The 13,203-nt window shown below is 69.7% G+C and carries 14 protein-coding genes; 7 read left to right on the forward strand and 7 right to left on the reverse strand.

Annotation, left to right across the window (positions count from 1 at the left end; all coding sequences use genetic code 11):
- Positions 1–5: 5 nt before the first annotated feature.
- From BW733_RS01600 to BW733_RS01615, 4 genes are read left to right on the forward strand one after another with little or no spacing between them, the layout of a single operon-like run.
- Positions 6–1,475, forward strand: coding sequence for a PTS transporter subunit EIIC (locus BW733_RS01600; RefSeq protein ID WP_077347290.1), 1,470 nt, complete (start codon positions 6–8; stop codon positions 1,473–1,475).
- 18 nt (positions 1,476–1,493) lie between these two features.
- Complete coding sequence (locus tag BW733_RS01605; protein ID WP_077347292.1) at positions 1,494–2,522, forward strand: MupG family TIM beta-alpha barrel fold protein; 1,029 nt, start codon at positions 1,494–1,496, stop codon at positions 2,520–2,522.
- Positions 2,523–2,564: 42 nt separating this feature from the next.
- Positions 2,565–4,280 carry a bifunctional chorismate-binding protein/class IV aminotransferase gene (locus BW733_RS01610; RefSeq protein WP_077347294.1) on the forward strand — a complete coding sequence of 572 codons (1,716 nt, stop codon included), beginning with the start codon at positions 2,565–2,567 and terminating at the stop codon, positions 4,278–4,280.
- Between the two features lie 23 nt (positions 4,281–4,303).
- Complete coding sequence (locus tag BW733_RS01615) at positions 4,304–5,254, forward strand: bile acid:sodium symporter family protein (RefSeq protein ID WP_077352631.1); 951 nt, start codon at positions 4,304–4,306, stop codon at positions 5,252–5,254.
- Here BW733_RS01615 and BW733_RS01620 read toward each other — a convergent pair.
- The 7 genes from BW733_RS01620 to BW733_RS01650 form a co-directional block, all read right to left on the reverse strand.
- Positions 5,245–6,519, reverse strand: coding sequence for an SPFH domain-containing protein (locus tag BW733_RS01620; RefSeq protein WP_077347296.1), 1,275 nt, complete (start codon positions 6,517–6,519; stop codon positions 5,245–5,247). The genes BW733_RS01615 and BW733_RS01620 overlap by 10 nt on opposite strands.
- A gap of 42 nt (positions 6,520–6,561) precedes the next feature.
- Positions 6,562–7,038, reverse strand: coding sequence for an NfeD family protein (locus BW733_RS01625; RefSeq protein ID WP_077347298.1), 477 nt, complete (start codon positions 7,036–7,038; stop codon positions 6,562–6,564).
- Positions 7,035–7,820, reverse strand: a complete 786-nt coding sequence (locus tag BW733_RS01630; protein WP_077347300.1) for an ABC transporter ATP-binding protein — start codon at positions 7,818–7,820, stop codon at positions 7,035–7,037. Before BW733_RS01630 ends, BW733_RS01625 begins: the two co-directional genes overlap by 4 nt.
- 66 nt (positions 7,821–7,886) lie before the next feature.
- On the reverse strand, positions 7,887–8,843 hold the full coding sequence (locus tag BW733_RS01635; RefSeq protein WP_077347302.1) for an aldo/keto reductase: 957 nt from the start codon (positions 8,841–8,843) through the stop codon (positions 7,887–7,889).
- A 33-nt stretch (positions 8,844–8,876) separates the two neighbouring features.
- On the reverse strand, positions 8,877–9,650 hold the full coding sequence (fabI, locus tag BW733_RS01640; protein ID WP_077347304.1) for an enoyl-ACP reductase FabI: 774 nt from the start codon (positions 9,648–9,650) through the stop codon (positions 8,877–8,879).
- Between the two features lie 16 nt (positions 9,651–9,666).
- The gene (gene fabG / locus BW733_RS01645) at positions 9,667–10,380 is read right to left on the reverse strand and encodes a 3-oxoacyl-ACP reductase FabG (protein ID WP_237268268.1); all 714 of its coding nucleotides are present in this window, start codon (positions 10,378–10,380) and stop codon (positions 9,667–9,669) included.
- Between the two features lie 56 nt (positions 10,381–10,436).
- The gene (locus tag BW733_RS01650; RefSeq protein ID WP_161490103.1) at positions 10,437–11,228 is read right to left on the reverse strand and encodes a DUF2599 domain-containing protein; all 792 of its coding nucleotides are present in this window, start codon (positions 11,226–11,228) and stop codon (positions 10,437–10,439) included.
- Positions 11,229–11,282: 54 nt separating this feature from the next.
- Between BW733_RS01650 and BW733_RS01655 the strand changes: the two genes are divergently transcribed.
- Genes BW733_RS01655 through BW733_RS01665 form a run of 3 tightly spaced genes read left to right on the forward strand, consistent with a single transcriptional unit; the run spans position 11,283 to position 13,197 of the window.
- Positions 11,283–11,600 (forward strand): DUF3099 domain-containing protein, encoded by a 318-nt coding sequence (locus tag BW733_RS01655; protein WP_077347310.1) that lies wholly within the window; start codon positions 11,283–11,285, stop codon positions 11,598–11,600.
- Positions 11,597–12,397 carry an SURF1 family cytochrome oxidase biogenesis protein gene (locus BW733_RS01660; RefSeq protein WP_077347312.1) on the forward strand — a complete coding sequence of 267 codons (801 nt, stop codon included), beginning with the start codon at positions 11,597–11,599 and terminating at the stop codon, positions 12,395–12,397. The genes BW733_RS01655 and BW733_RS01660 overlap by 4 nt, the downstream gene beginning before the upstream one ends.
- Positions 12,394–13,197, forward strand: coding sequence for a putative RNA methyltransferase (locus BW733_RS01665; protein WP_152024518.1), 804 nt, complete (start codon positions 12,394–12,396; stop codon positions 13,195–13,197). The genes BW733_RS01660 and BW733_RS01665 overlap by 4 nt, the downstream gene beginning before the upstream one ends.
- The last annotated feature ends 6 nt before the right edge of the window (positions 13,198–13,203 follow it).

Below are 13,203 nucleotides of genomic sequence, written 5' to 3' on the forward strand. Positions count from 1 at the left end.
AGACCATGAAGTACGACGAGCTCAGTCGGCAGATCGCCGACCTGGTCGGCGGTGTCGACAACATCGACACCTTCACCAGTTGCATGACGCGGCTCCGCCTCAACGTCGATGACCCGGAGGCCGTCGATGTCGAGGCGCTCAGGAAGCTCGACGGTGTCCTCGGCGTCGTGCCGGGCAGACAGGTCCAGGTCGTGGTCGGACCCGGCCACGCCCAGCGGCTCCGCGAGGCCTTCGCCGAAGCCAGCGGCATGTCCCCCGAGGCGGAGGTCGACGCCGACGACGCCGCGGGGCCAGAGGATGACGTCGACGTGCGCGACGTCTCCGGCGAGACGAAGGCCAAGGTGAAGGCGAGGCAGTCGACCTCCGTGCACGCCGGCTTCCGGCACATCGGCAACATCTTCATGCCGATCATCCCTGGCTTCATCGCCTGCGGCATCATCACCTCGATCGCAAACATCTGGAAGCTGATCAACCCGGGGATCGTCGCGAACCCCTGGTTCCTCGCCTTCGCCGCCATCGGCGGAGTCCTCATCGGATCGCTGCACCTCATCGTCGGGCACAACACGGCCAAGGAGTTCGGGGGCACCCCGGTCCTCGGCTTCATCGCGGGCGCGGTGCCGTACATGCCGGCGCTCGCGGGCATCGCGGCGACGGTCGGGGCCGACGGGGTCGAGACCGCGCCGGCCCAGCCGTTGACGATTCCGCTCTTTGGCAACCTCGCGCCTGCGCTGGGCGGCGTGATCGGCGTCATGATCACCGCATGGCTGTTCGCGGTGATCGAGAAATGGCTCCGCAAACGGATCCCTGCCTCGCTCGACCTGTTCATCATCCCCGCGCTGACCGTGCTGATCGGTTCGCTGATCTGCCTCTTCGTGATCATGCCGATCTCCGCCCTGATCATGCAGGGCCTCACGTGGCTGCTCGTCGACTTCGCCCTCCAACAGGGCGGCGTGTTCGGCGGCTTCCTGCTCGCGACGCTGTTCCTGCCGATGGTGATGCTCGGCGTGCACCAGGGACTCACCCCGGTCCACGCGCAACTGATCGCGGACCACGGGTTCACCCAGCTCCTGCCGATCCTCGCCATGGCCGGCGGCGGCCAGGACGGGATGGCGATCGCGGTGTGGATGAAGACGCGCAACCAGAAGCTCCGCAAGATCATCAAGGGCGCGCTCCCGCTCGGCCTGCTCGGCATCGGCGAGCCGCTCATCTACGGCGTCTCGCTACCGCTGGTCACGCCGTTCATCACGGCCTGCCTCGGGGCCGGCTTCGGTGGCGCCTTCCTCGCCTGGGGCATGCAGGTCAGCGGCGCGTTCGGCGCGCAGGGGCTCGGCCTCTCGGGCCTGCTGATGACCGGCGTGATCACCCCCGGCATGTGGCTCTGGTACGTCGGCGCCCTCGCGATCGCCGTGCTCGCCGGCTTCCTGCTCACCTACTTCTTCGGGTTCAAGGAGCACATGGTCTCGCGCCTTGCGTGAGCACACCTTAGGAGAGAGATGTTCCTCAGCCTCTACCCCACAGACTGCGAGGAGACCCGGGAGGGCGTCGTCGATGCCGCCCGGGCCCTCGGGGCCGAGGTGTTCACTTCACTACACATCCCCGAGAGCGACGACCTGGCCTCCTACGGCACGTACCTGGCCGACCTGCACCGGCGGGAGGGACTGAACTTCTGCGCGGACATCTCCCCCACGACGCTGCAGAAGTTGTCGATCGGGCTCGACGACCTGACGCTGCTGCACGAATGGGGCGTCGGGATCGTGCGGATCGACTTCGGATTCACGACCGACCAGGTGCGAAGGATCGCCGACGACGGCGGTTTCCGGATCGCGATCAACGCCTCAACGCTCACGCAGGCTGAGCTCGACGCCCTCGACGGGATCGACCTGGTGGCGTGGCACAACTACTACCCGCGTCCGGAGACGGGCCTCAGCACCGGGTTCTTCACGAATCAGAATCGCCTCCTCGCCGACCGGGGATGCGCCATCTACTCCTTCTTCCCCGGCGAGGTCAGCTTCCGTGCCCCGCTGGGGCTCGGACTGCCCACCTTGGAGCACCAACGCCATCGCAACGCCTACGTCAACCATCTCGAACTGGCGACGCTCGCTCCTGGAACGGGCGCCGGTTGCGCGGAGGGCACGCTGCTGCCCCACCACCTGGAATGGATCGGACGCTACGAGCGGACGGGTGAGATCACCGTCCCGGTCGCCGGCCTGGATCCGGCGGTCTCCTTCCTGCTTGACGGGGCGCGGGCACTGCGCATCGAAGGGACCGGCATCTCGCACCGCATCGAGGGGACGCGGCAGCCCAGGAATGCGACACGGATCCTCAACGCCGACTCCCGCGAGGCCGGAAGCCTGCAGATGGACACGGAGCGCACCGGCCGCTACTGCGGCGAGATCCACCTCATGACCACTGACCGGCCGCTGACGGCCGACCAGGTGCGCGTCGGCCAGATCGCCACCCCTTACCGGGGTCTAGTGGACCTGCTGCGCCCCGGGGCAGCGGTGCGCTTCGTCCGCGCCTGACACCTGGGCCCCGGCGTCGCCTCGGCCATTACCCTTAGCCCCATGGACCCGTTCGTGTTGCTTGACGATGCGCTCTCAGGCGACGCGACCCTCCTGACCGGGCTCGCCCGGGTCGATCTGGTCACCTTGGCCGACCTCGACGACACGCTTGCCTCCGGATGGCTGGACGGCCTGCACTGCTTCGCCTGGCTGCCCTACGACCTGGGCGAGGCAGAGCTGCGCGTCGGCGACGGCGCGAGCGGCGCCCTCTACTGGTTCCGTGAGCGCACCCCCGGCGCGCACCCTCCCCCTGCCACAGGCCAAGGCTGGGTGGCCGACCTCGGAACGAGCAGCACCGAGGCCGAGTTCACGGCGGCCGTCGAGCGGATCCAGGCGGCCATCGCGGCGGGATCGACGTATCAGATCAACCACACCCACCGCCTCGTCGGTCGGCTGCTCGGCGACCCGCGGGGCCTCTACTCCGCGCTGCGGGCGAGGCAACCGGTTGCCTTCGGCGTCCTCGCCCACCTCCCCGGCCCCGCCGCTTCGTGGACGCTGAGCCTCTCCCCCGAACTGTTCCTCTCGGTCGACGGCGAGGTCGCGACCACACGTCCCATGAAGGGCACGGCACCGGCCGACACCGATCCGGAGGCACTGCGCGAAGGGCCGAAGAACCGCGCGGAGAACCTGATGATCGTCGACCTCTTGCGCAACGACCTCAGTCGCGTCGCCGTGCCGGGGACGGTCGAGGTGCCGAGCCTGTTCGACGTCGAGCGGGTCGGGGCGCTGTGGCAGATGACCAGCACCGTGACGGCGCGCCTGCATCCGGGCACCACCCCAGCCCACCTGCTGCGGGCCACCTTCCCCTGCGGCTCGATCACCGGCGCGCCGAAGCTGTCCAGCATGAGGATCGTCCGGGGCCTCGAACCCGACCGCAGGGGGATCTACACGGGATCGCTCGGCACCATCACGCCGACGCCTGACCCACCTGGCTGGTCCATGACGCTCAGCGTCGCCATCCGCACCCTCGAGATCGATGACGAAGGGACCGTCCGGCTCGGCATCGGTTCGGGCATCGTCGCCGACTCCACCGCGGCCGGGGAGTGGCGCGAGGGCCTGGACAAGGCGCGCTTCATCACCGACCACCGGCCCACCCTCCGGGTGAAGGAGACCATGGCCGTGGTCGACGGCGCCTGCCGCCTCGCGGACGCCCACCGGGCCCGCCTCGCGGCCTCCCTGCGGGCGCTCGGCTTCGCCCCCGCCCCGTACGCCGTCGACGAGGCCGTCGCCGCGACAGGGCCTGGGGCCTGGCGCGTCGCGCTCGAGGTCGACGCCGACGGCGGCTCGCACGTGGCACGGGCCCGCCTCGAACCGACCCCCGAGCCGGTCAGCGCACTGCTCGCGCCGACACCGTGGACGGTGGGCCCACTCTCGCGCCACAAGACGAGCGAGCGCGCCCACCTCGACGAGGCCGTCGCCGCCGCGACCGGCCAGGGAGCGTTCGACACGATCGGCCACGACGAGCGCGGCATGGTGCTCGAGGGCGGGCGCAGCAACGTCTTCGCCCGGATCGGCGGCCGCTGGCTCACCCCTGCCTCCCGCCTCGGCATCCTGCCCGGCATCCAGCGGGCGGAACTGCTCGCCGATCCCGGCCTGATCGGGGCCGAGACGATCGACGAGGCGGAGTTCACCGTCGAGAACCTACGCACGGCCGACCGGGTCGTGCTCACCAACGCACTGCGTGGACCGCTCGTCGCACGCGTGGAGGACCTGGCGTGAAGTTGAGACTTGATCCGAACCTGATGTTCATCCTCGCCGCATTGGCGCTCGGCTTGCTGCTCCCGGTCAGCGGAACCTCCGGCGAGGTGCTCGACGTGGTCACGAAGGTCGCCATCTTCGTGCTCTTCTTCGGCTACGGTGCCCGGATGTCGGCCGCCGAGTCCCTCGCGGGGCTGAAGAACTGGAAGCTGCACGCCGCGATCCTCGGGACCACGTTCGTGATCTACCCCCTGATCGCGGTGCCGATGCTGTGGCTGCCCGAGTGGTTGGCCTCCGAGCCGATCCGGGTGGGGCTGATCTTCCTGTGCCTCGTTCCCTCCACGGTGCAGTCGTCGATCACCTTCACCTCGCTCGCGGGCGGCAACGTCGCCTCGGCGATGGTCTCGGCGACGGCGTCGAACGTGCTGGGCGTGATCTTCACTCCCCTGCTTGTGATGCTGATGATCCCCGATGCCGGCGGCGGCTCCATCGGGTTCAGCCAGATCTGGGACGTCGTGCTCCAACTGCTGTTGCCGTTCTTCCTCGGCCAGCTCTCCCGGTTCGTGACCGCCGGGTTCATGGAGAGGCACAAGGCGCGGCTGCGCTACCTGGATCAGGGCATCATCTGCCTGATCGTCTACGGTGCCTTCTCGGACCTGCGCGTCTCCGGGGTGTGGCGTGAACTCCAGCTCCGCGACCTGCTCACCGTCGTGGTGATCGTGGCTGCGCTGCTGGCCTTCATGTTCTGGCTGACCTGGGCGCTGGGCGGCTGGTTCGGCTTCCCGCGCGGCGACCGGATCGCGCTGTTGTTCTGCGGAACGAAGAAGTCGCTCGCCACCGGCGTGCCGATGGCGAGCGTGCTCTTCAGCGGGCCGGTGGTCTCGGTGCTCGTGCTCCCGTTGATGCTGTACCACCAGGCCCAGCTGATCGTCAGCTCGATCCTGGCGGGACGGCTCAGGAACCACTCACCCGAGGGGCCCGCCGGTCAGGGCTGAGGCTGCCCCGGCCCCTGCGGCGGCTGTCCGGGGCTCATCGGCCACTGCTGCTGCGGCGGCACGGGCGGCTGCCCCGGTGCGGGCGGCTCGAAGCCCATCTGCTGCGGATCACCCAGCGCGGACGGCGTCTCGTCCGGGGAGTTGAGCGGCGGCACCCCACCTTGACCGAGCGCCGGGGTGGACGATCCACGGCGGCCGACGGCAGGCTTCTCGAGCGACTGGGCGTCGGCGATGGCCTTCTCGACCGTCTCGTTCGAGCGCTCCCGGTCGCGTTCGGCCTGCTCCTCGATCTCCGCATGCACGTCAACCTTCTCCGGGGCCTCGAACTTCTTCGTCGCCTGCGAGACGTAGTCGCGCACCTCGGGCATGTTGGTGACCTGGCCCAGCCCCTTCAGGGCGTCGTTGAGTTCGGAAGGGACGATCCAGACCTTGTTGGAGTCGCCGCGGGCGAGCTTCGGCATCATCTGCATGTACTGGTAGGCCAGCAGCGCCTGATCCGGTTCGGCGGCGTGGATCGCGCCGAACACCGTCGAGATGGCCTGCGCCTCGCCCTCGGCGCGCAGCATCTGCGCCTGCCTGTCTGCCTGGGCGCGCAGGACCTGGGCCTCGCGGTCGCCCTGAGCGCGGAGGATGGCCGCCTCACGGTCACCGCCTGCCGACAGGATCTGGGACTGGCGCTGGCCCTCCGCAAGCAGGATCGCGGCGCGCTTGTCGCGCTCGGCGCGGGCGCCCTTCTCCATGGCGTCGCGGATCGTGGGCGGCGGCTCGATGGCCCGCAGCTCCACCCGGTTGACCTTGATGCCCCACTTGCCTGTGGCCTCGTCGAGGACGGCCCGCAGCCTCTGGTTGATCTCCTCGCGGGAGGTCAGCGCGGCCTCGAGGTCCATGCCGCCGATGATGTTGCGCAGCGTGGTCATGGTCAGCTGCTCGATGGCGGCCTGGTAGTCCTGCGCCTCGTAGGCGGCACGGACGGGGTCGACGACCTGGAAGTAGATCACCGAGTCGATGGAGACCATCAGGTTGTCCTCGGTGATCACGCCCTGGGGCGGGAACGGGACGACCTGCTCGCGCATGTCGAGGGTGTAGCGGATCTGGTCGAAGAACGGCACCACGAGATGCGGGCCGGGCTCGAGCGCCTTGCGGAACTTGCCGAGCCGCTCGACGAGCGAGACCTGCTGCTGCCGGATGATCTTCAGCGTCGCGGCCAGCAGCAGCACCACCACGACGACGAGGGCGATCAGGATGATGAGGGACGGTTCGGGCACTTGTGCCTCCTAGGGTGCGTGCCGGGGGTCGTGGGAGACCCCTCAGCTGGTGAGCGGTCGGGATTTGGGGTAGACGATCAGCGTGATGCCTTCGAGGCCGAACACCTCGATGGCCTCGCCCTCGGCGATCTCCATCGAGGGGTCGTAGGCGCGGGCCTCCCAGACCTGCCCGTCGACCTTCACCTCGCCGGCGTGCGCCGTGATGGCGGCGGTCGCCCTGCCGGACGCGCCGACGAGGGTGTCGAGGGAGGAGCGGTAGCCGGGTGCCTTGCGCACCTTCGCCAGGAGGGTGGGGCGCAGCAGGAAGAGGGTGGCCACGGCGGTGATGATGGCGACGAGGACCTGCAGCCAGATCAGACCGGGAAACACGAGGGCGGTGACCCCGCCCGCGAGCGCGCCTCCCGCGAGCATCAGCAGGGTCAGATCGAGCGTGAGCAGTTCGGCGGCTGCGAGGCCAAGGGCGAGCACGCCCCATCCCGCCCAGAGGTTCTGGCGGACCCACTCCATGAACTCGTTCATCTGCGACTCCTCGCGTGCCAGCGGCCGTCGGAGTGCTCGACGGTGAGCGGGAGCCCGAAGGTCTGGCTCAGGTTCTCCCCGGTCAGGCTCTGGTCGATGGGTCCGGCCGCGACGACGTCGCCGTCCTTGAGCAGCAGGGCGTGCGTGATGCCCTCGGGGATCTCCTCCACGTGGTGCGTGACGAGGATGGTGGCGGGTGAGGCCGGGTCGAGGCAGATGCCGGAGAGGGTGTCGACGAGGGACTCGCGGCCCGCGAGGTCGAGGCCGCTCGCCGGCTCGTCGAGCAGCAGCAGCTCCGGGTCTGTCATGAGGGCACGGGCGATCTGCGTGCGCTTGCGTTCCCCCTCACTCAGCGTGCCGAACGTCCGGTCGGCGAGGTGATCGATCCGCAGCGAGCGCAGCAGGTCGTCTGCCCGGTCGACGTCATACTCGTCATAGTCCTCGCGCCACCGGCCGACAACGGCGTAAGCGGCCGAGAGGACGACGTCGCGGACCTTCTCCCCCGCCGGGATCCGCTCGGCGAAGGCGGAAGAAGACAGCCCGATCCTCGGCCGCAACTCGAAGACGTCGACGGCCCCGACGACCTCGCCGAGCAGCCCGACGACGCCGTCGCTCGGGTAGAGCTGGGCTCCGAGCAACTGCAGGAGGGTGGTCTTACCCGCGCCGTTCGGGCCGATCACGACCCACCGCTCGGACTCGTCGACGATCAGGGACACCGAGTTGAGCAGGACCGCATTCCCACGTCGAAGGGTCACACCTGCAAGTTCTGCCACCGCTGCCATGGCCTCAACGCTACCGGACCCGGACACACTCCGGCAGGAGGCACCCCGGCTGATCGGCGTCCCCGCTCAGCGACCGGCGATCCTTCCATCCACGTCCCACAGGTCGAGCCTCGAATCGGCCCCCTCCCAGAGGAAGACCTGCCCCTTGATCAGGCGGTTGTTGCGCTCGACGCCGCGCAGCGCGTCGACCTCGGCAGGGCTGAACGGCTCCCCGCCGAGGGCCTCGAGGTTTGAGCGCAACTGCTCCTCCTTCACGGAGAACGGGATCGGGATCTGGCCCCGCTCGACCGCCCACTTCAGGCACACCTGGGCAGGGTGCAGGCCGCGCGACTCCGCGATCGACACCACGGCCGACGCCTCGAGATCGACGGCGTCCTCGGGGGCGCGGTCGCGTTCGGGCCTCGAAGGTGAGCCGAGCGGCGAGTAGCCGATGGGCTGGATGCCGTGGTCGACGGCGAACTGGAACAGCTCGCCCTGCTGGACGGTGGGGTGCAGCTCGGCCTCGAGGAACGTCGGGGCGATCCGTGCGTCGGCCAGGATCAGGCTCGGCTTCGCGATCGACACGTTGGAGACCTCGAGCGCCGCGACCGCTCCCTCGTCGACGAGCGACTCGAGCGCCGCCCACAGCCGCATGAAACCCTCGTCGTCGTAAGGGCTGGCGTGCGGGTCGCGCGAGTCGACGTCCACGCCTGCCGCATGGTGGTTCGGGAACGGCCAGTGCACGAATACGACGTCGACCCGGTCACAACGCAGGTCGGCGAGCGAGTGCCGCACCGAGGCGACGGCGGCTTCGGGCTCGTGGGCGTCGTTCCAGACCTTCGTCATGATCCGAAGCTCGGAGCGCTCGATGCCCAGCCTGGCCATGGCGGCCTCGATGGCGGAACCGATCTGCGCCTCGTTGCCGTAGACCGAGGCGCAGTCGATCAGCCGGTAGCCGAGCCTGAGCGCCGTGGCGACCGCCGCCGCGACCTCATCTGGCCCGTAGCGGTCGGACCCGAAGGTGCCGACCCCGATGGGTGGCAATCCGTCAGCGACCCTCGGAACGCCCGCTCCCCGTCAGGCGCCGGTCGAGTGGAGGCCGCCGTCGACGTGGACCATCTCGCCGGTTGTGGCGGGGAACCAGTCGCTGAGCAGGGCGACGATCGCCTTAGCCGACGGGACGGCGTCGCTCGGGTCCCAGCCGAGCGGGGCGCGCTCGGCCCAGATGTCGTTGAACGAGGAGGCACCGGGGATGGCCTTCTTCGCGACGGTGTCGACCGGACCGGCCGCGACGAGGTTGCAGCGGATGCCGTCCGGGCCGAGGTAGCGGGCGAGGTAGCGCGAGGTCGATTCGAGCGCGGCCTTCGCAACGCCCATCCAGTCGTAGGTCGGCCAGGAGACGGTCGCGTCGAAGGTGAGGCCGACGACGCTGCCCCCCTTCCCCATCATGGGCTTGGCCGCCATGGTCAGCGACTGCAGCGAGTAGGCCGAGATGTGCACGGCGTTTGCGACGGCGTCCCACCCGGTGCTGAGGAACTTGCCACCCAGCGCCGTCTCGGGATCGGCGTAGGCGATCGAGTGTACGATGCCGTCGAGCCGGTCACCGAAGTGCTCGGACAGCGTCTGCGGAAGCGCGGCCAGGTGGTCGGGATCGGTCACGTCGACCTCGATCAGCGGCGGCACCGTTTCGAGCTTCGAGATGGCCCGCTGGGCCGGGGCGACGGCGCGGCCTGCGGCAGAGACCACTACGTTGGCGCCCTCACGCTGGGCGATGTCGACGACCGCGTAGGCGATCGAGGTGCGCATGGTCACGCCGGTGACCAGGATGTTCTTGCCTTCGAGGAGACCCATGTTCGGCCAGCCTTTCTCAGTGACCCATGCCGAGGCCGCCGTCAACTGGCAGCACGGCACCGGAGATGTAGCCGGCGTGATCGCCGGCGAGGAACAGCGCAGCCTGCGCCACGTCGTCGACCGAACCGAGCCGGCCTGCGGGGATCCGCTTCGTGTAGTCGGAGATGGTCGCCTCGTCGAGCACCGCCGTCATGTCGGTCTCGATGAACCCGGGCGCGATCACGTTGGCGGTGACATTGCGGCTGCCGAGTTCCCGGGCGAGGCTGCGGGCCATGCCGACGAGGGCCGACTTGCTGGAGGCGTAGTTGATCTGGCCCGCCGAGCCGAGCAGCCCGACGACCGAGGAGATCAGGATGACGCGGCCGAAGCGGGCCCGCATCATGGCGCGGCTGGCGCGGCGCACGACGCGGAAGGTGCCTGTCAGGTTGGTGTCGATGACCGTGTTCCAGTCCTCGTCCGACATGCGCATCAGTAGCGTGTCCTTCGTGACGCCCGCGTTGGCGACCACGATCTCGACGGGCCCGAGTTCGGCCTCGATGGTCTCGAAGGCCTGGTCGACCTGTCCCTGGTCGGTGATGTCGCACACCACCCCGAGGACGCCGTCGGGGACCCCGCCGGAGCGGTAGGTCGCTGCGACGCTGTACCCGGCGTCGCGGAAGCTCTCTGCGATGGTGCGCCCGATGCCCTTGGAGCCACCGGTGACCAGGACCACTCGTGATTGTTCTGCCACGGGGAGCAACTTACCGCAGGCCCGAGCCGGTCACCCGGCTTGTCTGAGGCGGATGCTCAGTTGCAGCGCGCCGCCATGAAGCCGATCAGCCCCTTGTCCTCGCGGTCCGTCTCGAGGTTCCAGCTGGCCTTGTCCCGCGCGCCGACCATGTGGCAGGCCAGCTGGTTGAGCGAGCTGGACGACTTCAACCTCGGGTCGTCTCCGACCTGGGCCATGACCGCGTCGACGAGCGCGACGGCCGCGACCGGGTCGGCGGGCGCGAGCCGCCGTCCGAGCCCGCTCGGCGTGATCAGGATCCGGCTCTCCGACTCCCAGACCGCCTGGTCGACGAGGCGCTCTCCCGCGAAGAAGCTGACCGATGCGGGAAGGGCCGTCGAGTCCGGTACCTGGATGACGACCCCTCGCCCGTCCGCAACGAACGAGGCGGACACCGGCTCGCCTTCCGCGTCGGTGACGACCGGTCGGCTCACATGGGCCGCCCCTGCCTCGAGGACACCGGCGACGAGGCTCCACCGGTCCCCCGCGATGACCAGGCCGAGCGGATCGGCGGAGTCCAGGCTCACCGTGACGGCGCTCCAGCCCTCCCCCTGCTCCACCACGGCCTGCTCGGGCAACCCGAGGACGGTTCCTCCGAGATCGACCTGCAACGCGTCGTGCCACGCCACCGCCGAGGTGGTCGGCGATGCAGCGGGAGTCGTCGGGACCCTGGAGACGGGCCGCGACGGCGGTGGGGAGCTGGGCGCGCTGCTCGCCGAGGTCTCGCCGGGTGACGGGCTCGGTGCGACCTCTGCCTGCGCGCACCCGGCAAGCAGCAGCAGCGCCACCCCGAGCGTTCCGATTCCCCGCACGGACGCAGGATAGCCGTCGGGTCCCACCCTGCCGAACGGGACTAAGCTGGATCCATGGCCAGGACGACCGACGCGACGATCATCACGGACGCGGGTCGCAGCCAGTCGCTGGAGCTCGAGGAGCGGCAGAAGCGCTACCTCATCACCATGGGCATCCGCACGGGCTGCTTCCTCGCGTTTCTGATCGTGCCCGGCTGGTGGAAGGTCGCGGCGTTGCTCGCCGCGGCCGTGCTGCCTGCCTTCGCCGTCCTGCTCGCCAACAACTCGGACCACCGCCCTCCCGCGATGGCCCACGACGAAGCAGAAGAAAGGCCGGCCCTCCCGTCCTCCGTGGTGGTCAGGGGATCGGTCGAGGAGGACACCGACACGTGAGTCGCCAGGTCAAACGCTGGATCGCGATGGGCGTGCTCGGCGCGATCCTCGCGGTCACCTTCGTGCAGTTGGGCCAATGGCAGCTGCGCCGGCTCGAGGAGCGTCGCGAACGCAACGCCACCGTCGTCGCCCACGAGTCCGAGGGTGTGCAGCCCTACGCAGACGTGATGAACAAGGTGATCGAGGAGGAGGACCAGTGGTACCGGGTCACCGCGACCGGCACGTACCTCCCCGACCAGTTCCAGGTCAGGTACCGCTCGAACAATGACGCCCTCGGCAGCGAGGTGCTCGCCGTGATGGAGACCGATCAGGGAGACACCCTCCTGGTCGACCGCGGCTTCATGGTGCGTCAGCCGGGCCAGCCCGACGGCGAACTGCCCGCAACGGCAAGCGGGACGGTGACCGTCACAGGCTACGTCCGACGCAACGAACGCGGCGACGAGAACGCCATGACCCCGCACGAGTCGTCGATCCGTCTGATCAACTCCGACGTGCTGTCAAGGGCCCTTGGCACCGACCTCGTCAACGGCTACATCACCGTGATCGAGTCCGACCCGGCGGAGGCAGAGGTCCTCGTCCCGGTCGCGCCACCCGCCCTCGACGAGGGACCCCATCTCAGCTACGCGCTGCAGTGGTTCGCGTTCACCGTGATCGGCGTGATCGGCATCGGCGTGCTGGTGCGCGCCGACCTGCGCGACAGGAAGAAGGCGAAGGCGGCACGGGAGAAGGCCGGAACCTCCCCGGACGAGGCGGTCGACGAGGAGCCCTCGACCCCCGCACCGCACGAGGTCGGGTGAGCGGCCTCGACTGGACCCGCTGCCCCGTGTGCGGAGAAGCCCTCTCCGCCGTGGGCGGTGCGCTGCGGTGTCCGACCAGGCACTCGTTCGACGTCGCACGCCAGGGCTATGTGAACCTGCTCGGAAGGGCCGCGCCCGCAAACGCGGACACCCCCGCCATGCTCGACGCGCGGGCGCGCTTCCTCGCCTCCGGGCACTACGACCCGATCGCCGACGCCGTGGCCGGGGCCGCGCGGGGTGAACGGATCGCCGAGGTCGGCGCGGGGACCGGGTTCTACCTCGCACGGGTCCTGGACGCCCACCCCGAGGCAGAGGGACTCGCGACCGACGTGTCCGTCGCCGCCGCGAAGCGGGCGGCCCGCGCCCACCCGAGGGCGGCATCGATCGTGGCCGACACCTGGGCCGGCCTGCCCATCGCCGACGGCGCGCTGGACTGTGTCGTGTGCGTGTTCGCACCCCGCAACCCGGAGGAGTTCGGCCGAGTCCTCGGGCCGGGAGGGAGGCTCGTCGTCGCCCAGCCCTCGTCCGAGCACCTGATCGAGCTGCGCGAGCGCCACGGCCTGCTCGGCGTCTCACCCGACAAGTCCGACCGGCTCGGCGCGGCCTTCCCCCACTGGGCGGTGGCCTCGCGCGACGAGCTGCGTTACCGGGCGGAGCTCACCGCAGGCCAGGTCGCCGACCTGATCGCGATGGGGCCAAACGCCTTCCACGGCCTTCCGGCCGAGGCGGACCGGGCAGACGTGAGCATCGCCGTCGACGTGGTCACCCTGATCTCGCCGGAGGTCGCCCGCATCGGCTGAGTGCGT

Source organism: Tessaracoccus flavescens (assembly GCF_001998865.1).
Classification (GTDB): domain Bacteria; phylum Actinomycetota; class Actinomycetes; order Propionibacteriales; family Propionibacteriaceae; genus Arachnia; species Arachnia flavescens.